Annotated in this window: 25 protein-coding genes and 1 riboswitch; of the genes, 24 read left to right on the top strand and 1 reads right to left on the bottom strand. The window is 40.0% G+C overall.

All coding sequences use genetic code 11. The features are described 5' to 3' along the window. Nucleotides 1-36: 36 nt before the first annotated feature. The 10 genes from ERX37_RS10525 (at nt 37) to fabZ (ending at nt 7,693) form a co-directional block, all read left to right on the top strand. Nucleotides 37-588 (top strand): F0F1 ATP synthase subunit B, encoded by a 552-nt coding sequence (locus ERX37_RS10525; RefSeq protein ID WP_133430639.1) that lies wholly within the window; start codon nt 37-39, stop codon nt 586-588. Beyond that, nucleotides 588-1,118 (top strand): ATP synthase F1 subunit delta, encoded by a 531-nt coding sequence (gene atpH, locus ERX37_RS10520; protein ID WP_133430638.1) that lies wholly within the window; start codon nt 588-590, stop codon nt 1,116-1,118. The genes ERX37_RS10525 and atpH overlap by 1 nt, the downstream gene beginning before the upstream one ends. 19 nt (nt 1,119-1,137) lie before the next feature. Continuing rightward, on the top strand, nt 1,138-2,646 hold the full coding sequence (gene atpA / locus ERX37_RS10515) for a F0F1 ATP synthase subunit alpha (protein ID WP_133430637.1): 1,509 nt from the start codon (nt 1,138-1,140) through the stop codon (nt 2,644-2,646). A gap of 37 nt (nt 2,647-2,683) precedes the next feature. Further along, the gene (atpG, locus tag ERX37_RS10510; protein WP_133430636.1) at nt 2,684-3,544 is read left to right on the top strand and encodes an ATP synthase F1 subunit gamma; all 861 of its coding nucleotides are present in this window, start codon (nt 2,684-2,686) and stop codon (nt 3,542-3,544) included. Between the two features lie 18 nt (nt 3,545-3,562). After that, nucleotides 3,563-4,975 carry a F0F1 ATP synthase subunit beta gene (gene atpD, locus ERX37_RS10505; RefSeq protein ID WP_133430635.1) on the top strand — a complete coding sequence of 471 codons (1,413 nt, stop codon included), beginning with the start codon at nt 3,563-3,565 and terminating at the stop codon, nt 4,973-4,975. A gap of 17 nt (nt 4,976-4,992) precedes the next feature. Continuing rightward, nucleotides 4,993-5,400, top strand: coding sequence for a F0F1 ATP synthase subunit epsilon (locus ERX37_RS10500; protein WP_133430634.1), 408 nt, complete (start codon nt 4,993-4,995; stop codon nt 5,398-5,400). 51 nt (nt 5,401-5,451) lie between these two features. Next, nucleotides 5,452-5,676: a DUF1146 family protein gene (locus ERX37_RS10495; protein WP_133430633.1), complete on the top strand. Its 225-nt coding sequence runs from the start codon at nt 5,452-5,454 to the stop codon at nt 5,674-5,676. Nucleotides 5,677-5,764: 88 nt separating this feature from the next. Further along, nucleotides 5,765-7,045, top strand: coding sequence for a UDP-N-acetylglucosamine 1-carboxyvinyltransferase (gene murA, locus ERX37_RS10490; protein WP_133430632.1), 1,281 nt, complete (start codon nt 5,765-5,767; stop codon nt 7,043-7,045). Nucleotides 7,046-7,048: 3 nt separating this feature from the next. Beyond that, complete coding sequence (locus tag ERX37_RS10485; protein WP_133430631.1) at nt 7,049-7,246, top strand: DNA-directed RNA polymerase subunit beta; 198 nt, start codon at nt 7,049-7,051, stop codon at nt 7,244-7,246. Then, entirely contained in the window at nt 7,247-7,693 is a 447-nt protein-coding gene (gene fabZ, locus ERX37_RS10480) for a 3-hydroxyacyl-ACP dehydratase FabZ (protein WP_133430630.1), read from the top strand. A 94-nt stretch (nt 7,694-7,787) separates the two neighbouring features. Here the strand turns inward: fabZ and ERX37_RS10475 are convergent, their stop codons facing one another. Beyond that, nucleotides 7,788-8,216, bottom strand: coding sequence for a YwpF-like family protein (locus ERX37_RS10475; protein ID WP_133430629.1), 429 nt, complete (start codon nt 8,214-8,216; stop codon nt 7,788-7,790). Nucleotides 8,217-8,430: 214 nt separating this feature from the next. On the opposite strand from ERX37_RS10475, the gene ERX37_RS10470 reads away from it, so the two are divergent. The 14 genes from ERX37_RS10470 (at nt 8,431) to ERX37_RS10405 (ending at nt 20,549) form a co-directional block, all read left to right on the top strand. After that, nucleotides 8,431-9,021: a single-stranded DNA-binding protein gene (locus ERX37_RS10470; protein WP_133430628.1), complete on the top strand. Its 591-nt coding sequence runs from the start codon at nt 8,431-8,433 to the stop codon at nt 9,019-9,021. A 190-nt stretch (nt 9,022-9,211) separates the two neighbouring features. Next, nucleotides 9,212-9,574 (top strand): LysM peptidoglycan-binding domain-containing protein, encoded by a 363-nt coding sequence (locus ERX37_RS10465; RefSeq protein ID WP_133430627.1) that lies wholly within the window; start codon nt 9,212-9,214, stop codon nt 9,572-9,574. 249 nt (nt 9,575-9,823) lie between these two features. Then, a complete protein-coding gene (locus ERX37_RS11735) occupies nt 9,824-10,768 on the top strand; it encodes a transglycosylase family protein (protein ID WP_133430626.1) in 945 nt (314 codons plus the stop codon). Between the two features lie 280 nt (nt 10,769-11,048). Beyond that, a riboswitch (TPP riboswitch) is annotated at nt 11,049-11,144 on the top strand. A 47-nt stretch (nt 11,145-11,191) separates the two neighbouring features. Then, entirely contained in the window at nt 11,192-11,863 is a 672-nt protein-coding gene (gene tenA / locus ERX37_RS10455) for a thiaminase II (RefSeq protein WP_133430625.1), read from the top strand. Then, the gene (gene thiD, locus ERX37_RS10450) at nt 11,856-12,656 is read left to right on the top strand and encodes a bifunctional hydroxymethylpyrimidine kinase/phosphomethylpyrimidine kinase (protein ID WP_133430624.1); all 801 of its coding nucleotides are present in this window, start codon (nt 11,856-11,858) and stop codon (nt 12,654-12,656) included. Before tenA ends, thiD begins: the two co-directional genes overlap by 8 nt. Beyond that, nucleotides 12,646-13,431, top strand: a complete 786-nt coding sequence (thiM, locus tag ERX37_RS10445) for a hydroxyethylthiazole kinase (RefSeq protein ID WP_229713247.1) — start codon at nt 12,646-12,648, stop codon at nt 13,429-13,431. Before thiD ends, thiM begins: the two co-directional genes overlap by 11 nt. A gap of 1 nt (nt 13,432) precedes the next feature. Continuing rightward, nucleotides 13,433-14,071 carry a thiamine phosphate synthase gene (thiE, locus tag ERX37_RS10440; protein WP_373282951.1) on the top strand — a complete coding sequence of 213 codons (639 nt, stop codon included), beginning with the start codon at nt 13,433-13,435 and terminating at the stop codon, nt 14,069-14,071. Between the two features lie 85 nt (nt 14,072-14,156). Further along, entirely contained in the window at nt 14,157-15,008 is an 852-nt protein-coding gene (yidC, locus tag ERX37_RS10435) for a membrane protein insertase YidC (protein ID WP_133430622.1), read from the top strand. Nucleotides 15,009-15,132: 124 nt separating this feature from the next. After that, nucleotides 15,133-15,828 (top strand): 5-oxoprolinase subunit PxpB, encoded by a 696-nt coding sequence (pxpB, locus tag ERX37_RS10430; RefSeq protein WP_133430621.1) that lies wholly within the window; start codon nt 15,133-15,135, stop codon nt 15,826-15,828. Continuing rightward, nucleotides 15,825-16,778, top strand: coding sequence for a 5-oxoprolinase subunit C family protein (locus tag ERX37_RS10425; protein WP_133430620.1), 954 nt, complete (start codon nt 15,825-15,827; stop codon nt 16,776-16,778). Before pxpB ends, ERX37_RS10425 begins: the two co-directional genes overlap by 4 nt. After that, nucleotides 16,779-17,192 carry an acetyl-CoA carboxylase biotin carboxyl carrier protein gene (locus tag ERX37_RS10420; protein WP_133430619.1) on the top strand — a complete coding sequence of 138 codons (414 nt, stop codon included), beginning with the start codon at nt 16,779-16,781 and terminating at the stop codon, nt 17,190-17,192. It begins immediately after the preceding gene. A gap of 10 nt (nt 17,193-17,202) precedes the next feature. Beyond that, nucleotides 17,203-18,552 carry an acetyl-CoA carboxylase biotin carboxylase subunit gene (accC, locus tag ERX37_RS10415; RefSeq protein WP_133430618.1) on the top strand — a complete coding sequence of 450 codons (1,350 nt, stop codon included), beginning with the start codon at nt 17,203-17,205 and terminating at the stop codon, nt 18,550-18,552. 3 nt (nt 18,553-18,555) lie between these two features. Further along, entirely contained in the window at nt 18,556-19,308 is a 753-nt protein-coding gene (locus ERX37_RS10410; protein ID WP_133430617.1) for a LamB/YcsF family protein, read from the top strand. 23 nt (nt 19,309-19,331) lie between these two features. Further along, nucleotides 19,332-20,549 (top strand): NRAMP family divalent metal transporter, encoded by a 1,218-nt coding sequence (locus tag ERX37_RS10405; RefSeq protein WP_133430616.1) that lies wholly within the window; start codon nt 19,332-19,334, stop codon nt 20,547-20,549. The last annotated feature ends 10 nt before the right edge of the window (nt 20,550-20,559 follow it).

The raw sequence follows: 20,559 nt of genomic DNA, 5'->3' as shown, positions 1-20,559 counted from the left end.
GTTAAGGCGAAGTCTATATGATTTCGCCATTCATTTATGACTTTAACTGTGGTGAAAGGAGCGTTAATATTGAATTTCTATATTTTAGGAGCAACTGAACATGTTGACGGTGTTCAATGGGGAACCGTTCTTGCGACCCTTCTGACATTCATTATTTTACTGGCTTTACTCCGTAAATTTGCGTGGGGACCCCTTAAAAATATTATGGATGAGCGTCAACAGGGGATTAACTCTGATATTGATAATGCAGCTGCGCAAAATGCAGAAGCGAAGCGATATGCAGAAGAAAACAGAGCTTTGCTGACACGTACTCAAGGAGAAGTACAATCAATCCTTGAAAATGCGAAAGTACAAGCGAAGCGTGAACATGAAGAAATTCTTCATGCAGCGAATACACGTGCTAACAAATTAGTAGAAGATGCACAAGTTGAAATTGAAAATGAAAAGAAACGTGCCATTGCAGATATCAATGACCGCGTAGCTGAACTTTCAGTGCTTATTGCATCTAAAGTGATTAACAAAGAAATTAATGAGCAAGATCAAAAGCAGCTTGTAAGTCAATATATTCAAGAGGCAGGCGATAAATAATGGTTATCGCACAGAAGTATGCTGAGAGTTTATTTGAAGTAAGTCATGATCAAGGTGTAGAACAGAGTGTGAAAAAGGATCTTGATACATTGAAAGCAGTTGTCGCATCAGACGACGCATTCAAACGTTTTGCTGAGGATCCTCAAGTGTCAAAAGATGCGCGCATTCAGTTCGTTGATGAGACATTCAAAGGTGTTGACCCACCACTGATAAACTTACTTAAAATCCTTGCAGAGCGACAACACTTAGAGCTTATTCCAGCTATCGCGGCTGAATATGAGCAGGTTTATAATGAAGCAAATGAACAGCAATATATGAAAGTGGAATCTGTTTATGCACTCTCAGACGAAGAGATTGATAGTATAGGCAAGGCTTTCATTAAACGTACAGGTTATAAACGATTATTGATTGAAAATATCATTAACAAAGAATTGATTGGTGGCATCAGAACAACAATCGGTACAACGGTTTATGATGGTTCAGTTCAGAATAATCTAAAAGAAATAGCAAAAGCAGTTCAACAACATTAATCATTAAGGAGTGACATAGATGGCCATCAAAGCTGAAGAAATCAGTGCACTGTTAAAGTCACAGATCGCAAACTACGAATCTGGTATGACAGTAACAGATGTCGGTACAGTAATTCAGGTCGGTGACGGTATCGCATTAGTTCACGGTCTTAACAACGTCATGGCAGGGGAACTTGTTGAATTCCATAACGGCGTGTTAGGTCTTGCACAGAACTTAGAAGAAAACAATGTAGGTATCGTTATTTTAGGACCTTACTCAGATATTAAAGAAGGAGACGAAGTGAAGCGTACAGGTCGTATCATGTCAGTACCAGTAGGCGAAGAACTTATCGGTCGTGTTGTGGATCCACTTGGTCAACCTATCGACGGTAAAGGCCCGCTGAATACGACTAAAACACGTCCTATCGAATCTCCAGCTACAGGTGTTATGGACCGTAAATCAGTAGACGAGCCATTACAGACAGGTATTAAAGCGATTGATGCACTTGTGCCAATCGGTCGTGGTCAGCGTGAGTTAATCATCGGTGACCGTCAGACAGGTAAAACAACAGTTGCTATCGATACAATCCTCAACCAGAAGAACGAAGACATGATCTGTGTTTACGTGGCAATCGGTCAGAAGGAATCAACAGTTCGTACAGCAGTTGAAACTTTACGTCAGCACGGTGCGTTAGACTACACAATCGTAGTATCAGCGTCTGCATCTCAACCCGCACCACTTCTTTACCTTGCACCATATTCAGGTGTAGCAATGGCCGAAGAATTCATGTTCAATGGTAAACACGTATTAATCGTATATGATGATTTAACGAAGCAGGCAGCTGCTTACCGTGAATTATCTCTGTTATTACGTCGTCCGCCAGGTCGTGAAGCTTACCCGGGGGATGTCTTCTACTTACATAGTCGTTTACTTGAGCGTGCAGCTAAGTTAAATGATGATTTAGGTGGCGGTTCAATCACTGCACTTCCGTTCGTTGAAACTCAGGCAGGGGATATCTCAGCTTACGTACCGACAAACGTAATCTCAATCACAGATGGACAGATTTTCTTACAATCTGACTTATTCTTCTCAGGTGTACGTCCAGCGATCAACGCAGGTTTATCAGTATCACGTGTAGGGGGTTCTGCACAGATTAAAGCGATGAAGAAAGTTGCAGGTACATTACGTCTTGACTTAGCTTCTTACCGTGAGCTTGAATCATTTGCACAGTTCGGTTCTGACTTAGATCCAGCTACGAAAGCAAAACTCGAACGGGGTAAACGTACAGTAGAAGTACTGAAACAGGATCAGAATAAACCATTAACGGTTGAAAAACAGGTCGTTATTCTTTATGCGTTAACAAAAGGTCACCTTGATGATATTCCAGTTCAGGATATCACACGTTTTGAAGACGAGTTACTCGGATGGGTTGGCAATAATGCACCTCATTTATATCAGGAAATTCGTGAAACAAAAGGCTTACCAGCAGATGAAAAATTGGTTGATGCAATCACTGCTTTCAAAAAAGTTTTCAATCGCTCAGTCTAAACGTGAAATGATATTCAGTAAATAAGGTGGTGACAAAATGAGTTCTCTTAGAGAGATAAAGACACGTATCACTTCAACTAAGAAAACAAGTCAGATTACGAAAGCCATGCACATGGTATCAAATTCAAAACTGAGACGTGCTGAAGAGAATGCGAAAAACTTCTATCCCTACATGGATAAAATGCAGGAAACAATCTCAGCAATCGGGGGGAATGACAGTTCTCATCCAATGCTGGTTAAGCGTCCAGTTAAGAAGACGGCTTACTTAGTAGTAACAAGTGATAAAGGCTTAGCAGGTCCATATAATGCTAATGTACTGAAAAGTGTAACGAATGAGATAAAGGAACGTCATAACAATGATGCGAGTCAGTACGGTATTCTTGTCATCGGACGTGTAGGCCGTGATTTCCTTAAGTCACGCGGCTACAATCTGGTCGATGAAATGGTAGGATTGCCTGAACAACCTTCTTTTAAAGCAATCAATGCTTTAACTAAAAGTGCAGTTGAACGCTTTGAAAAAGGTGAATTCGATGAACTTTATATTCATTTCAGTCACTTTATCAGTGTTCTTGAGCAGGAAGTGCAAGAACGCCGAATCTTACCAGTCAGCCAGTCTGACATTCAAAGTAAAGGTGCGACGGCAACTTATGAGTTTGAACCGGATAAAGAGACCATTCTGGAAGTTATTCTTCCTCAGTACGCAGAAAGTCTGATATACGGTGCATTGCTCGATGCAAAAGCGAGTGAGCATGCAGCACGTATGACAGCGATGAAGAACGCAACAGATAATGCTAAAGAATTAATTGATGATTTATCATTACAATATAACCGTGCTCGTCAAGCAGCAATTACTCAGCAGATCACTGAGATTGTTGGCGGTGCAGCGGCACTCGAATAACGATAAGGAGGAATAATAATGGCAGTAGGTCACGTAATTCAAGTTATGGGTCCAGTTATCGATGTTAAGTTTCCTCATGGTCAGTTACCAGAACTTAACAATGCCTTAACTTTAGACATCCAGCGTGAAAACGGTATAACTCAATTGACGCTTGAAGTCGCACTACACTTAGGCGATGATGCAGTTCGTACTATCGCGATGAGCTCGACTGATGGTGTTCAGCGTGGTGCTGAAGTAACAGATACAGGGTCCCCTATTTCTGTACCAGTAGGAGATATGACATTAGGACGTGTATTCAACGTTCTTGGAGAAAAAATTGATTTAGATGAGGAGTTACCTGCGGGTATCCGTCGTGATCCAATTCATCGACTTGCACCTAAATTTGAAGAATTATCAACTAAAGTTGAAATTCTCGAAACAGGAATCAAAGTTGTAGACTTACTTGCACCTTATATCAAAGGTGGTAAAATCGGTCTCTTCGGTGGTGCCGGTGTAGGTAAAACCGTATTAATCCAGGAATTAATCAATAACATCGCACAAGAACACGGCGGTATCTCAGTATTCGCTGGTGTAGGTGAACGTACACGTGAAGGTAATGACCTGTACTACGAAATGAAAGATTCAGGCGTTATCAAGAAAACAGCGATGGTATTCGGTCAGATGAATGAGCCACCTGGTGCGCGTATGCGTGTTGCATTATCAGGTCTGACAATGGCGGAATATTTCCGTGATGAGCAAGGACAGGACGTTCTGTTATTCATCGACAATATCTTCCGTTTTACACAAGCGGGTTCAGAAGTATCTGCCCTTCTGGGTCGTATGCCATCTGCCGTTGGTTACCAGCCAACGCTTGCTACAGAGATGGGACAGCTGCAGGAACGTATCACATCTACTAACGTAGGGTCAGTTACATCGATTCAAGCGGTATTCGTACCAGCCGATGACTATACTGACCCGGCGCCTGCAACTGCATTCGCTCACTTAGATGCCACAACAAACTTAGAGCGTAAGTTAACTGAGATGGGTATTTACCCAGCCGTTGACCCGCTTGCATCTACATCTCGTGCATTGACACCAGCTGTTGTAGGGGAAGAGCACTATAACGTAGCACGTCAAGTACAGCAGACATTACAGAAATATCGTGAATTACAGGATATCATCGCTATCTTAGGTATGGATGAATTATCTGATGAAGATAAAAAGACTGTAAACCGTGCACGTCGTATTCAGTTTTTCTTATCACAGAACTTCCACGTAGCAGAACAGTTTACAGGACAAAAAGGTTCGTACGTACCAGTTACTCAGACTGTACAAGACTTCAAAGCGATTCTTGAAGGTAAGTACGACCATATTCCTGAAGATGCATTCCGTTTAGTCGGCGGCATTGAAGCGGTTCTTGAGCAAGCTAAAGGCATGGGTGTACAAGTCTAATTTAGGAGGAATGAAATATGAACACGTTAGCGTTAAATATTGTTACTCCTAATGGTTCAGTTTATTCTACTGATCAGGCTGAACTGATTGTCCTCCAGACTGAAGGCGGCGAAATGGGGATTATGGCAGGCCATATACCGACTGTAGCCCCGCTCAAAATCGGTGCTGTACGCGCAACAGTTAATAATAAAGTTAACTATATTGCTGTGACAGAAGGTTTTGCTGAAATTCGTTCTACTGGCGTGACAGTACTCGTTCAGACTGCTGAAGTATCTGATGCCATCAACATTGACCGCGCTCAGAAATCATTGCGCCGTGCTCAGGAACGTCTCGAGGATGATAAAAGAGAAGGCGTTGATTATCATCGCGCTGAACGTGCACTACATCGCGCGATCAACCGTCTGGATGTAGCCAAATATCGTTAAAATAAAAAGACTTAGTGATCACTAAGTCTTTTTTTAATTGAGGAGGAAAAGATGGATATTGGAATATATGCACTTGTTCACATTGCCTTACATGTTATCTGTACATGTATGAGTTTCTGGGCGCTCAAATCGTTAAGAACTGAACATTGGTTTAAAGCCAATCATACCCAGCAAGTACAAGTATTGATTGTTATCATGAGTTTCGCTCTTGGAAAACTGATAAGTGATTTTATCATGGATATTATATATTTCTCACAACAAGCTGCATGGTTATAAAGGACTTAAATCAATATAAATTTACTGTTTCATCCTAAAATTTGTTATAGTATAAGATATAACGAAGTAGAGTGCTGGAGGAAATAATATGGATATGATTTTAGTTAAAGGTGGAAAACGATTAGAAGGTGCTGTGAAGGTAGAAGGCGCGAAAAATGCTGTATTACCGATACTTACCGCTTCTATTCTGGCTTCAGAAGGTATTAATACCTTTCATAATGTACCCGCCTTATCTGATGTAGATACAATTAGCCATGTACTTAAAGGCTTGAATGTTAACGTTCAGGCAATTGATGAAAATACATATGAAATTGATGCAACAGGCAAACTGGATTCTACAGCCAGTTATGAATACGTCAGTAAAATGAGAGCCAGCATACTGGTAATGGGACCTCTTCTTGCTAGGTTAGGCCATGCGAGAGTCGCTTTACCGGGGGGCTGTGCGATAGGTTCAAGACCTATTGAACAGCATCTTAAAGGCTTGACTGCACTAGGTGCTGTGATTCAGCAGGAAAATGGCTATTTGGTTGGTACAGCGAATGGCCGCCTGAAAGGTGCACGTATCTATCTTGACTTTCCAAGTGTAGGTGCAACACAAAATATTCTGATGGCTGCGACTCTTGCCGAGGGTACGACTATTATGGAGAATGTGGCAAGAGAACCTGAGATTGTCGATTTAGCAGATTTTCTGAACGGTATGGGTGCCCGCATTAAAGGAGCTGGCAGTGATACATTAGTCATTGAAGGTGTGGAGCATCTGAAAGGAACGGATCATACCATTATTGCTGATCGTATTGAAGCTGGCACCTTTATGATTGCTGCAGCAATAACAAGAGGAGATGTTCTTGTTCAAGGTGCACGTAAAGATCATATGTCATCATTGATTTCCAAGCTGACAGAAATGGGCGTCAGCATCTCTGAACAATCTGACGGGCTGAGAGTTTCAGCAGTAGGCGCGCTTAAAGGAGTAGAAGTGCAGACAATGCCGCATCCAGGATTCCCGACGGATATGCAGGCTCAGATGACTGCTTTGATGATGACTGGGGAGACAGAAAGTCGTATGACTGAAACGGTCTTTGAAAATCGGTTTATGCATATCGATGAATTTATAAAAATGAATGGTAACCTTCAAGTGAAAGGTCGGACAGCCTATATTAAAAAAAGCCAGCTGCACGGAGCTTCAGTCAAATCAACTGATTTGCGCGCGGCGGCGGCCCTTATACTGGCAGGTCTTGTGGCGGATGGTTACACACGTGTATCAGAGCTTAAACATTTGGATAGAGGATACGTTAACTTTCACGGTAAATTAAAAGCACTAGGTGCTGATATTGAACGTACGCAAGATAAAGAAGCAGTAAAAGTGAGGTAAGATATGGCTAATTATTTAGGAACAGAAGTAGTTCATCGAAAAATACCTATTCTGTTAACAATCATTATAGTGCTCGTACTCTCATTCATATTATTTATGATAGGGATGATGATTGGGTATGGCGTGCTGCATTCTCCACTCGATGTATTTAAGCCGAGTACTTGGAGTCATATTTTTGAATTGACTGGAGGCAACAAATAAATGGAAACTATTTTGACATTTGATGAAATCAAGAAAATTATTCCTCATCGTTATCCTTTCTTATTGATTGATCGTGTAATTGAATTGGAAGAAGGCAAGCGTTGTGTGGGACTCAAACAAGTAAGTGGCAATGAACCATTTTTCCAGGGACACTTTCCTGATTATGCTGTGATGCCAGGCGTGCTGATTGTAGAAGCACTTGCACAAGTAGGTGCAGTAGCTATGCTCAACATGGAAGACAATAAAGGAAAGATAGCTTTATTTGCAGGTATTGATAAATGCCGATTCAAAAAGCAGGTGACACCTGGAGATTCACTCCGGTTAGAAGTGGAAATCTCAAAAATAAAAGGACCTATAGGTAAAGGAACTGCAACTGCAACAGTTGATGGTGCGATTGCTTGTAGCTGTGAAATTACATTTGCTTTAACGGATGCAGATAAAAACTGATTTATTTCAGATAAAATCTCTTATACTATAAAAAGACAATCTCGATATCATCATTGAGATTGTCTTTTTTGTAGTTAAACTCAGAGGGAAATAGCTAATCTTTGTCACGGAGTATGGGCTTACTGACCATCATACGGTTAAATGTACTGATTAATTCAGAGCCTGACAGTTCGTCTTCTACAAGTTGTTCAAGTAACTGCTCTGCATAAGCTTGTCTCGGTGTATAAATATGACATTCGAAAATGACAGAGATTTTCTCTTCTAACTCCTTGATGCTGGTAATAGTTGCTTCAAATAGGGCTGGATCATTGGAAGCGCGTGTGATGACAACCCGTGTATCTAAAACGGTATGAGCTTCCATATAGCCTTCCATTGTCTCTTTGTGAATGCGATCAATAAGAATTTCCAGAAGCCATCCAGTACCGCTATTCTCTTTATTGATGATGACGCCATCATATAACGTAAATTCCTTAGTGGTCTCATTTTCAACAATCTGGAATCTGAGTGCCTTAAAAGTTTTCATCAGCACAACGCCTCCTTTCTTTCTATTATATATTATCAACTTAATAATTCAAAAAGTAGCTTATTTTGATAAAAAGTCATCTATTTAGCACTATTTTTAATGAAAAGCCGAAAAATCATTAGAAACTACGTGCTAACGCCAGCAATAATTAAAAAACAGTAATTTTTCATCTGGAAATAATCACGCTATAGTGAATATAGAAAGGAGGTGACATATGATCAATAAAGTAGTGCTTGTAGGTCGACTTGCGAATGTGCCTAAAACCAATCATGTAACGAATAAAAATAATGTTCAGTGTGTTACATTTCCTCTGGCAATTGAGAGAGGCTATAAACCACGTGATGAACAAGCACAGACCGTAGATTATCTACACTGCAAAGCATTCAATAAAACAGCTGCGAATATTATGCAGTATTGCCGTAAAGGTTCAACTGTATGTGTAACAGGACAGATTCATAGTAATCGTTATCAAAAACCTGGCGAAGAAAAGCCGCAGTATTTCACTGAAATTATTATTGAAAGCATTAAGTTCTTACCTAACTTTGGTGCGATTAAGACAGGAGATATTCTTCCCCAGACCCCGGACGAAGTATGGGGAGAATTATCAGATGCTGAAAAAACACACACTATTATGTTAGCTAAAGAAACGATGGTTAAACAAATAATTGCAGGACAGAATACTGCACCACTTGAAACAGAGCCAGTCAAAGTGATTGCGGATGACGAAAGTCACCAGTTAATGAAGACATTAGAGGAAATAACGACTACAGAACCGTCAAAAGAAGAAGCTGCAGTTCTCATATAAAAAATACCTCATTACTCACAAACCCCACTGACCTCTTCAAACGTGCTGTCTGAAGGGGTTTTTGATTTGATATCATTTTGTAATATGTGCGTAATTTAATAACTTCACTTAACACGTTGCTGTAACCTAAGAAATTTAAAATCATGCTAAAGTATTAACAAGATTAAATTAGGACGGGGGCAACACAGAAATGAAAAGAGTAGCAACAATCATCAGTGCTGTCATTTTGTCTGGTATTGCGGTAACAACAAATGCTGAAGCAAAGACACAAAATTTGCAGATGGATGAATCGGTTTGGTCAATTACAGATAAATATGATAAAACAATTGAAAATATAGAAAAAATGAGCGCTGCTAATACAGCTCTGATTACACCAGACTCTAGACTGGAAGTGCTGGTCAATGGTAAATATAAAGTCGTTAAAGGGGACACGCTGCCAGAAGTTGCTGAAAAATGTGATGTATCTGTTATGCAGATTCATCACTTGAACAATATTTCGAAGCAGTACAGGTTGGTTGAAGGACAGACTTTACAAATCGCCTATAAAAATTAAAGGGATTGACTATTAATATGGTTGGTTTCTTTTTTTATTACAAAAATATAACAACGAATAATTGGCCAAAAGATGTTAAAAGGGGATAGGAAAGCCAGTTAAAGAGGAAAAGGTAAAATATGTTTATTGTAATCTCGTCGTAATATTACTCTTTATCTTTTATCTGGCTGTAACCTATGAAATATTTATATCTGTTATAGTTATGACATTAAATAAAAGCGTGCATATAAATTAGGAGGAACAATATAAATGAAAAAAGTACTAGCGGTTACAACAGCGGTAGCAGTAGCAGGATCTTTTGCAGCAACAGCCAATGCAGCAGAATATACAGTTAATTCAGGTGATACTTTATGGGGTATTTCACAACAATATGGAACTTCAGTAGCTAATGTTAAAGCGGAGAATGGTTTATCATCAGACCTTATCTACCCAACTCAAGTTTTAAAAGTAAATGAAACAGCAGCTAAAACAAATTCAAATGTTTATCACATCGTTGCAGGTGATACTTTAGGTAAAATTGCTTCTAAATTTAATGTAACAGTTGCTCAACTTAAAGCATGGAACAACTTATCATCAGATCTTATTATTGCAGGTAAAACTTTATATGTATCAGGTGCAGCAGTACCAGCTCAACAAGCAGCTCCTGTTCAACAGGCACCAGTACAACAAACAGCTCCTGTTCAAACATACCAAGCACCAGTACAACAAAAACCGACATACCAAGCACCAGCTCAACAACAACAGACTTATCAAGCACCAGTACAACAAAAACCGACATACCAAGCACCAGTACAACAAAAACCAACATACCAAGCACCAGTACAACAAAAACCAACATACCAAGCGCCAGCTCAACAGCAACAAACTTATCAAGCACCAGCTCAACACCAAACTTATCAAGCACCAGTACAGCAACAAGCTCCAAAAGCAGCTACGACTCAAACAGCAGCTGTATCTAGCAACAGTGGCTTAAATTGGGCAGCAGTAGCCGCATGTGAATCAGGTGGAAACCCTTCTACTAACACAGGTAACGGTTACTATGGTTTATACCAATTTAGCTTACCAACATGGCAATCAGTAGGTGGTACAGGTTTACCATCGGAAGCGTCAGCAGCTGAACAAACTAAACGTGCTGAAATTCTTTACAATCGTGCAGGCGCAGGACAATGGCCAGTATGTGGTGCTAACCTGTAATTTGATATCAATTCAAGAGTCTGGGACATAATTCCTACGGACAATAAAAATAGCGATAAAATTTGATGAGAATCAAATTTTATCGCTATTTCTTTATTTTTCATAAGGGTTTTGCTACTTGCGGTAGCTAGTTTCCTTATATTTACGGCCATTAATGCTAAGCCCATTTCTGCTTTTATTTTGAGCCAGGATTTTAAATCGAAGATTTACTTATGTCCCAGACTCTTTTTTTATTTGCAATCAAATGCAGAGTTCTGTATGCTTTAATTAATAAAATATCTATTACTGCTAGGGGTGCCTTATGGCTGAGATGACAGTGTCAAACCCTTTACCTGATCTAGATAATGCTAGCGTAGGAAAGCGGTCTTCTTTTAGGACCTTTTCTGCAGAAATAGGTCTTTTTTTAATATTAAAGGAGGAATAATGATGTTTACTGATGAATTGCAACGCGAAGCAGCACCTATTATTGATGCGATATATGAAGATGATTTTATCCAGGGGATTATTAAAGGAAATATTGATAAAGAAGCGATTCGCCATTATTTGAAAGCGGATCATCTTTATTTGAATGAATTCGCAAAAATCTATAGTTTACTCATTGCTAAGTTGAATAATAAAGAGGATATTCGTTTTTTACTTGATCAGATTGACTTTGTTATCAACGGTGAAGTCAGTGCTCATTATACAATGGCTGATTATGTTGGAGAAGATTATGAGGCTATTATCGCTGGAGGAGAATGGTATCCTTCAAGTGATCATTACATCAAACATATGTATTACAATGCATATAAATATGATGATGCAAGCTATACGATTTGTGCCATGGCACCTTGTCCTTATGTTTATCAGCAACTGGCGCTTAAAATACAGGCAAATCATGATTTGACAGATAATCCTTTAAAAGAATGGGTGGATTTTTATGCTGTCAATATGAGTGAACTGATGAATCGTCTGAATAACTGGGTAAATCGTTTTGCTGAGACAACGACTGAAGAAAATCGCGATATTCTGAGACGCAATTTTCTAGAGAGCTGTATTCACGAAAAACGTTTCTTCGATATGGCTTATCGTCAGGAGGAGTGGTTTTATGTTTAAGACGGCGCTATCTATTGCGGGTACAGATCCAACTGGTGGAGCCGGCACGATTGCAGATGTCAAAGTCTTTCAGTCAAGAAATGTATATGGTATGAGTGCGATTACGAGTATCGTTGCTCAAAATACAACAGGTGTTCAGCAAGTGTTTGATCAACCTGTTCATATTATTGAAGCGCAGCTGGACAGTATATATAACGATATTGTACCGGACGCTGTGAAGACGGGGATGCTAGGCACAAGTGAAGTGATGGATGTCGTCAGACCATTTATAGTGAAACATCATATTCCTTATGTTATTGATCCCGTTATGGTCGCAAAAAGTGGTGATGATTTATTGAATGATGACGGAAAAGAAGCTGTGCGTTATAAGTTGCTCGATCTTGCAACTGTTGCGACGCCGAACCTGCCTGAGCTTGAGCGTATCCTCAATATGACGGTACAGACAAAAAGTGAGATAGAACGTGCAGGCAAGATTTTCCTTAATGAAATCGGCAGTCAATCTGTTGTCATTAAAGGAGGTCATCTGGAGGGTGATGCAATTGATTATCTCTTCACAAAAGAAGGATGTATAGAACTCCCTGCTCAAAGAATAGCAACTCATCATACCCATGGAACTGGCTGTACGTTCAGCGCAGTGATTACAGCTGAACTTGCCAAAGGTCATTCAATAGCAACCAGTGTGCGTACAGCGAAGGCGTATATCACACATGCTATTAGACATAATCCGGGGCTCGGTCACGGCAATGGTCCAGTCAGTCATTTCGGTTACAAGGAGGAAGAAATTGCGTATTAATCAATTAAGGGAAGATAATCCACTCATTATCTGTCTGACTAATGATGTAGTGAAAAACTTTACGGCGAATGGACTGTTATCTTTAGGGGCTAGTCCGGCAATGGCGACCGAAGTAGAAGAACTGGAAGACTTCATCAAGCATGCGGGTGCCGTGCTTATCAATATCGGTTCGCTCACTAAAGAAAGTATGCCTTCCATGGAAAAAGCAGCTGAAGCAGCGAATAAGCATAGTGTCCCTATCGTACTTGATCCAGTTGCATGCAGTGCCACTCCATTCAGAAAAGCATTCTGTCTTAAACTGATTCAGAACTATGATATCAGTGTGGTAAGAGGAAATGCATCTGAAGTTAAAGGGCTAATAGAGGCAGCGGAGATGAAAGGGACAGACAGTGATCTATCACTGGATACTGTTAAAATAGCTCAAGAAGCAGGCAGAAAATTAGAGACAGCTATTATTGTAACAGGCAAAGAAGATGCAATTTATGTGGATGGTCAGACGAGAAAGTTATCAAATGGCAGTGCTATGCTGACAAAGGTAACAGGTGGTGGATGTTTATTAGGCGCAATTGTTAGCGCTTTTATATATAATGAAGTTAAACCGACAGTATCTGTTTTAGTAGAAGCAGTATCTTATTATAATATTGCAGCAGAGCGAGCTGCTGAACAGAAGGCTGGAACTTTGCCGGGTCATTTTCAGATTCATCTGCTGGATATGTTGAATGTGATAGGAGAAAATGACATCGCAGAGAATATGCGGGTGAAAGAAGTGGATTAGTTTGAAATTTGAACAAGATATGTTAAAACTTTACTTTATCTGTGGTTCATCCAATATAGTAGGACGTCAATTTGAAGATGTGCTGGAGCAGGCACTCAAGGCAGGCATCACTCTTTTTCAATTCAGAGAAAAAGGACCAGGGTCCTTAGACGGAGAAGAAAAAAGACAACTGGCTCAAAGATTGAAGAAGCTATGTCATGCGTATAATGTCCCTTTCATTGTCAATGATGACTGGCAACTGGCGCTTGATATTGATGCTGATGGTATTCATCTAGGCCAGGATGATGAAAAGATAGAAACTATCATTGAAAAATTTGAACACAAGATTATCGGATTATCAGTGAGCAATTTCGAGGAATATGATCAATCTGATCTTCAGCATGTTGATTATATTGGTGTCGGACCCGTGTATGCTACAAGTTCAAAAAGCGATGCTAAGAAGCCGGGTGGCATAGAGCTTATCCGAAAGATGCGCCTATATGATAAAGAGGTACCGATTGTTGCTATCGGAGGTATTACGAACCGAAATTGTGAAATGATTTTAAAAGCAGGAGCGGATGGTATATCCACTATTTCTTCGATTGCAGCGAGCGGAAACATTGAACAAGATGTGAAAAGTTATCTGGATTATTACAAATAGAAGTCTTAAATGAGGATAAATGTTTAATCAGTTAATAAAATGTGTTAAAATAACCTCTATGTGAAGAATACTATGAGGTGAAGAAATGAAGAAAAAGGCTTTAATGCCATTATTGTTCGGTATTATTATATTGTTAGCAGGTTGTGATTATTCTAAGGAAACTAATCGTACAGGTTTCTTCTATGATACATTTGTCCATCCTTTAGATTTACTGATACACTGGCTTGGTGCAAATATGGGTCACAATTACGGACTGGCTATTATTGCGATCACATTGATTGTTCGTCTTGCGCTGTTCCCGTTTATGATGAAAACATACAAAAATCAGAGCATCATGAAAGAAAAAATGAATCTGATTCAGCCGCAGTTAAAAGCGATACAGGAAAAAACAAAGCATGCACGTACACAGGAAGAACGTATGGCTGCTAATCAGGAAATGATGGCACTATATAAAGAGAACGAAATCAATCCACTGAATATGGGTTGTCTACCTCTTCTTATCCAGCTTCCGATTGTTACAGGATTATTCTACGTGCTGAAATATCCGACAGGTGGCGGTATTACACAATATCCTCACTTCCTCTGGTTTGATCTGACACGTCCGGATATTATGATGACCATCATCGCAGGGATTATTTATGCGCTTCAGGCATTTGTATCGATGCAGAATATTCCTGATGAACAGAAAGCACAGATGCGTATGATGATGTTCATTTCACCTATTATGATTATCTGGATGTCATACATTTCTCCAGCTGCACTTGCATTGTACTGGGCAGTAGGTGGCGCTTTCCTTGTTGTTCAGACATGGTTAGGTAATAAATTCTACAAGCAGAAGGTTCATGAAGAGATGAAGCCGCTTGTTGAAGCACATGAACAGAATAGAGAAACTGTGGTGCGCAATACACAAGTAAAACCTAAAAAGAAAAGAAGATAATTGATAGAAGTCGCTGTGAGATAACAGCGGCTTTTTTTATGGCAATTTTAGGATGTTAAAAAAATTTACTGAATATACTGAGAGATATGATAGAATTTATATGACAGAGAAAGGAGCTTCATAGATGGAAATAAAATATATTAGCGAAAATGCTTTAATCTGCATTTTTGAAGCGGTGATAGACGAAACGATTAACCATCAGGTCCTCGCATTGAAAAAAGCGATAGAAGAAGCACATATTGAAGGTATTGAAGAATTAGTGACTTCTTATCATACGTTAGTCGTCTATTTAGATGAAACAGCTAATCATGATGTGATTGCAGAACAGATAAAGAAACTGAAAATAAGTAAGAGCAGCAAGGGGGGAAAGAAAGTTTTCTATATCCCGGTCTGTTATGATTATGGACTCGATTTAGAAGAACTAGCAGCACATTGTCAGCTATCAGCACAGGAAGTGATTGAGCGACATACTGCAAAACAATATTTAATTTATATGCTGGGTTTTATGCCGGGTTTTCCTTTTCTGGGTGGACTGGATCCGTCGATTGCCAAGCCGCGTAAAGAAACACCACGTAAAGAGATTCCTGCGGGTTCGGTTGGTATTGCTAATGAACAGACAGGTATGTATCCGTTCGCTTCCCCTGGAGGATGGAATATTATAGGGCGTACACCTGTGAAGCTGTTTGACGCTGAACGTACACCTTCTGTCTATTATGAAGCAGGGAACTATATTCAGTTTAAGGCGATCAGCAAAGAAGAATATGCTGCGATTGAACAGGATAGTCATTATAAAGTTGAAGTAGAGGAGGTTACGCAATGAGTCTTAAAGTCTTACAGCCGGGTCTGCTGACAACGATTCAGGATACGGGTCGCTCTGGAGTTCAGCATATGGGACTTAGCCCGAGTGGTGCAATGGATTATTTTAGTTTTATGGTAGGGAATCAGCTATTAGAAAATAATGAATTTGTCAGCCTCGAAATGACGATGCAAGGGGGCACGTTTGAATTTGGGCGTGGTAACTCATTTATCATTACAGGCGCTGATATGCAGGCAACTTTAAATGATAAACCGGTTAATGTGAATACCATTTATCATGCGAAGATGAATGATCAGTTGAAATTCAGTGCAGCAGTAGATGGGATGAGAACGTATCTCACAGTTCGCAACGGTTTTCATGTGGAAAGTGTCTTTGACAGCTATTCAACACATACTAAAATCAAGTTAGGTGGTAAGGATGGTAGAGCACTTCAGGCAGGAGATGAATTACCATTTAAGGACCCTGAAAAAGTACTGGAGAAAACAATCTATACGCCTCCATTTGATGATAAGAAAATTAGATTCATACCTGGACAGCAATTTGAACGTTTCGAAAGATTTAAAGTGAAAACGTATGAGATATCTAATGTATCTGATCGTATGGGCATACGCCTTGAAGGGGATGCTCTTAAAGCAGATGATTATGATATTTTATCTGAACCCGTTCAATTAGGATCTATTCAAGTATCAGCATCCGGTCAGCCTATTGTGCTGCTGAATGACCGCCAGACAGTAGGTGGCTATGCAAAAATCGGTACAGTCTATTTCAATGATTTACCTAAGTTGGTTCAAAAAAAACCAGGTGAAATCATTGAATTAGTGCCGGGAACGTTTGAAGAAGCAGTAGAAGAAAAAAGAAAAATGATGAAGTATATTGAAGATATCAATATCCTTGCCTATAAAGGTCGCACATCTGGTAATAAAATCAAACAATTAATTAAAAGGGTGAAATAGATGAATACAGAAAATTTAAATACATTAATTCAGTTGATGAATGATAATCAGCTAAAATTTATTTCTTATAAAGATAAAGACACAGAATACCATATCGAAAAGGCAGTAGCGGAGACTAGTGCACTACCAGTTGCAGCGCAGAACCCGCAAGCACCGCCTGCTGATGACAGCGGACATGTACAGAAATCTCTGCTTGTCGGTACATTTTATAATACAGAGAATGAAGAGAGTACAAAACCGCTTGTTGAAGTCGGACAGAAAGTGGAAAAAGGAGACCGTATCGGTATCATTGAAGCAATGAAAGTCATGAATGATATACAGGCCGAAGTGAGCGGTGTGGTTGAAGAAATTTATGTAGAAAGTGGTACAGCAGTCAGCTACGATGAACCGCTGATTAAAATTAAAGAAGCATAGGGGTGTCACAATGAAAAAGGTATTGATTGCTAATAGGGGAGAAATTGCGATTCGTATCATCAGAACATGTAAAAAGTTAGGCATCCATACTGTGGCAGTCTATTCTTCTTCTGATAAAGATTCGTTGCATGTCGCACTGGCTGATGAGTCTTATTGTATAGGACCGGCACAGGCACAAAAAAGTTACCTGAACATGAATCAGATTATTTCGGCGGCTATTGTCTCTGGAGCTGATGCAATTCATCCAGGTTATGGTTTCCTCGCTGAAAATTCGGCCTTCGCAAGACTATGTGAGGAACATGACATTATCTTTATTGGTCCGACGCCGGAGACCATTGATAAAATGGGGGATAAAGCAGAAGCACGTAAGACTATGATTGCTGCAGAAGTACCTGTTATCCCAGGCTCTAAAGATGTGATTCCGACCGTTGAGGAAGCCATAGAAATGGCAGCATCTATAGGTGCGCCGCTTGTCATTAAAGCAGTATCAGGTGGAGGTGGTAAAGGGATGAGAATTGTCAACGATTTAGCTGACGTCGAAAAACTTTATCATTCCGCTAAAAATGAGGCACTGAAAGCCTTTGGTGATGATCGTGTTTATATCGAGAAATTCATTAAAACAGCCCGTCATATCGAAGTTCAGATTATAGGTGACGGCCATGGTGACGCGATTCATCTGTATGACCGTGACTGTTCTGTTCAGCGTAATAATCAGAAGCTGATAGAAGAAGCACCAGCTGTAATCGTACCACCAGCAATACGGGAAAGAATGACAGAAGATGCAGTGAACGCCGCTAAAAATATTAAGTATCGTGGCGCAGGTACACTGGAGTTTCTATATGTGGAAGAAACACAGGAGTATTACTTCCTTGAGATGAATACACGTGTACAGGTGGAACATACGGTGACTGAACGAGTGACCGGTGTCGATATTATAGAAGCACAGCTTGATATTGCACTTGATGATCATTTCCCGTTCAAGCAGGAAGATATTAAAATTCATGGCTTTGCGCTTGAGTGTCGTATCAACGCTGAAGATCCATCACACCATTTCCGGCCATCACCGGGTAAAGTCCAAGGTTTACATCTACCCGGTGGTCCAGGTGTCAGAATTGATACGTTTTTATATGAGAACTGCACGGTTTCACCGTACTATGACTCTATGATTGCAAAAATTATTACATTTGACTTAACACGAGAACGTACTATTCAGAAAATGCAGACTATTTTAGATGAAACAGTTATTGATGGTTTTGCTACTAATCTGGACTTCCAGTATAGAATTATTCAGCATCCTAACTATGTTGCCAATACGCTGGATATCAAATTTCTTGAAAAAAATCATTTTCTGGAGGGATAGATGATGAAGATTGATTTAAATGCAGACTTAGGCGAGAGCTTCGGAAATTATACCATTGGCAATGATGCAGCCATTATTCCCCTGATAACATCTGCTAATATCGCTTGTGGCATGCACGCAGGCGACTTTAATGTTATGGAAGAGACAATTAAACTGTGTAAAACACAAAATATTGGTATCGGCGCGCACCCTGGCTACAATGATTTGATGGGCTTTGGGCGGCGAAAGGTTGATATGCCATACGACGAAGTGGAGGCACTTATTACTTATCAGGTTGGAGCAATACAGGCATTCTGTAAAAGACATGATGTAAAGCTGAACCATGTCAAACCTCACGGTGCACTTTATAACGCAACGTTTCAGGATGAACAGCTGGCTGAATGTATTGTAAGTGCTCTGTATAAACTAGATCCTGAATTGAAAGTAATGGGGATAGCAGGCGGACATCTTGTACACGCTGCGGAAGCGAAAGGCATGACAGCTATTCATGAAGTATTTGCAGACCGTAATTACGAAGCGGATGGTACGCTTGTCAGTCGAAGTGAAAGTGACGCATTGATTCATGATGCTGATGAAGCGACCGCTCATATTCTGCGTATGATTAATGATGGAGTAGTTAAAGCTAAAGATGGTACACTTGTACCTATTAAAGCAGACTCTATTTGCGTGCATGGGGATGGACCAGAAGCGCTTCAATTTGTCGAGTCAATCAGAAAGGCTTTGCAGGCGCAGCATATCGAACTGACTACAATTTAAACGACACTAAAGGGGATAAATGAATGGAAAATAATACAAAAACAAAGTTAACGGCGAGCCAGAAGCGACTGCTTTTTGGTGCCATCTTCCTGATGGCTACGTCAGCGATTGGACCAGCATTCTTAACGCAGACAACTGTATTCACTGAGAAGTTTTTATCTAGTTTTGCTTTTGCAATTCTCGTCAGTATTATCATCGATATTGGTGCACAACTGAATATATGGCGCATATTGACCGTCACAGGAAAAAGAGGGCAGGATGTTGCCAATGAGGTCGTAAAAGGATTAGGTACGTTTATTTCAGTGCTAATCGTACTTGGTGGGCTTGCTTTTAACATTGGGAATGTAGCGGGTGCCGGTCTTGGTTTTAATGCACTATTTGGTCTCGATATAAAAATAGGTGCGATTATTACAGGTATACTTGCTATTTTGATATTTAGTTCTAAGAGCGGCGCTAAAGTGATGGATGTCATTACGCAGATCCTAGGTGCACTGATGCTTGTAGTAGTAGGTTTTGTCATGATTAAAGTTAATCCACCGTATGCAGAAGCAGCCTATCATATGGTTCTGCCGGAAAATCCAGCAGCTCTTGTAATGCCGATTATTACAATTGTCGGTGGAACAGTCGGTGGTTATATCACATTCGCGGGTGCGCACCGTCTAATTGAAGATGGTATGGTCGGTAAAAAGAACTTACCATTTGTTACACGTGCAGCTAATCTCGGCATCTTAACGACTGGATTTATGCGTCTTTTCTTATTTCTCGCTGTACTCGGTGTGGTAGTGACAGGTGTTAAATTAGACCCTGCAAATCCACCGGCATCAGCATTCCAGTATGCATTAGGCGATATCGGACCTAAAATATTTGGACTTGTACTTCTGGCAGCAGCATTGACATCAGTTATTGGCGCGGCTTTTACAAGTGCTTCATTCTTGAAGGGGTTCCATTCTGTTTTCTCAAAATATAATAATATTGTGATTATTTGCTTTATCGTTTTCTCAACAATTGTATTTGTCATGATTGGTAAACCAGTGAAGTTGCTGATTTTAGCAGGTGCATTTAACGGTCTTATCTTACCCGTGACATTAACGGCTATCCTGATTGCATCGCGTAAGAAATCGATTGTAGGTGACTATCAGCATCCGACATGGATGCTGATGTTTGGAATCCTGGCAGTTTTAGTTACAATTGGTGCAGGTATCTTCTCTATTCAAAGTTTATTTGAACTGTGGAATCAATAAAAATAAAAAT

This window comes from Macrococcus hajekii, from assembly GCF_004359505.1.
Lineage (GTDB): Bacteria > Bacillota > Bacilli > Staphylococcales > Staphylococcaceae > Macrococcus > Macrococcus hajekii.
The sequence above is the reverse complement of the archived record's forward strand: the minus strand, read 5'-3'. Positions and strand labels throughout refer to the sequence as shown.

What these genes read in the sequence shown, in the direction of transcription:
- ERX37_RS10525 (WP_133430639.1), top strand. Translation starts at nt 37, where the DNA reads ATGACTTTAACTGTGGTGAAAGGAGCGTTAATATTGAATTTCTATATT.
- atpH (WP_133430638.1), top strand. Translation starts at nt 588, where the DNA reads ATGGTTATCGCACAGAAGTATGCTGAGAGTTTATTTGAAGTAAGTCAT.
- atpA (WP_133430637.1), top strand. Translation starts at nt 1,138, where the DNA reads ATGGCCATCAAAGCTGAAGAAATCAGTGCACTGTTAAAGTCACAGATC.
- atpG (WP_133430636.1), top strand. Translation starts at nt 2,684, where the DNA reads ATGAGTTCTCTTAGAGAGATAAAGACACGTATCACTTCAACTAAGAAA.
- atpD (WP_133430635.1), top strand. Translation starts at nt 3,563, where the DNA reads ATGGCAGTAGGTCACGTAATTCAAGTTATGGGTCCAGTTATCGATGTT.
- ERX37_RS10500 (WP_133430634.1), top strand. Translation starts at nt 4,993, where the DNA reads ATGAACACGTTAGCGTTAAATATTGTTACTCCTAATGGTTCAGTTTAT.
- ERX37_RS10495 (WP_133430633.1), top strand. Translation starts at nt 5,452, where the DNA reads ATGGATATTGGAATATATGCACTTGTTCACATTGCCTTACATGTTATC.
- murA (WP_133430632.1), top strand. Translation starts at nt 5,765, where the DNA reads ATGGATATGATTTTAGTTAAAGGTGGAAAACGATTAGAAGGTGCTGTG.
- ERX37_RS10485 (WP_133430631.1), top strand. Translation starts at nt 7,049, where the DNA reads ATGGCTAATTATTTAGGAACAGAAGTAGTTCATCGAAAAATACCTATT.
- fabZ (WP_133430630.1), top strand. Translation starts at nt 7,247, where the DNA reads ATGGAAACTATTTTGACATTTGATGAAATCAAGAAAATTATTCCTCAT.
- ERX37_RS10475 (WP_133430629.1), bottom strand. Translation starts at nt 8,216, where the DNA reads ATGAAAACTTTTAAGGCACTCAGATTCCAGATTGTTGAAAATGAGACC.
- ERX37_RS10470 (WP_133430628.1), top strand. Translation starts at nt 8,431, where the DNA reads ATGATCAATAAAGTAGTGCTTGTAGGTCGACTTGCGAATGTGCCTAAA.
- ERX37_RS10465 (WP_133430627.1), top strand. Translation starts at nt 9,212, where the DNA reads ATGAAAAGAGTAGCAACAATCATCAGTGCTGTCATTTTGTCTGGTATT.
- ERX37_RS11735 (WP_133430626.1), top strand. Translation starts at nt 9,824, where the DNA reads ATGAAAAAAGTACTAGCGGTTACAACAGCGGTAGCAGTAGCAGGATCT.
- tenA (WP_133430625.1), top strand. Translation starts at nt 11,192, where the DNA reads ATGATGTTTACTGATGAATTGCAACGCGAAGCAGCACCTATTATTGAT.
- thiD (WP_133430624.1), top strand. Translation starts at nt 11,856, where the DNA reads ATGTTTAAGACGGCGCTATCTATTGCGGGTACAGATCCAACTGGTGGA.
- yidC (WP_133430622.1), top strand. Translation starts at nt 14,157, where the DNA reads ATGAAGAAAAAGGCTTTAATGCCATTATTGTTCGGTATTATTATATTG.
- pxpB (WP_133430621.1), top strand. Translation starts at nt 15,133, where the DNA reads ATGGAAATAAAATATATTAGCGAAAATGCTTTAATCTGCATTTTTGAA.
- ERX37_RS10425 (WP_133430620.1), top strand. Translation starts at nt 15,825, where the DNA reads ATGAGTCTTAAAGTCTTACAGCCGGGTCTGCTGACAACGATTCAGGAT.
- ERX37_RS10420 (WP_133430619.1), top strand. Translation starts at nt 16,779, where the DNA reads ATGAATACAGAAAATTTAAATACATTAATTCAGTTGATGAATGATAAT.
- accC (WP_133430618.1), top strand. Translation starts at nt 17,203, where the DNA reads ATGAAAAAGGTATTGATTGCTAATAGGGGAGAAATTGCGATTCGTATC.
- ERX37_RS10410 (WP_133430617.1), top strand. Translation starts at nt 18,556, where the DNA reads ATGAAGATTGATTTAAATGCAGACTTAGGCGAGAGCTTCGGAAATTAT.
- ERX37_RS10405 (WP_133430616.1), top strand. Translation starts at nt 19,332, where the DNA reads ATGGAAAATAATACAAAAACAAAGTTAACGGCGAGCCAGAAGCGACTG.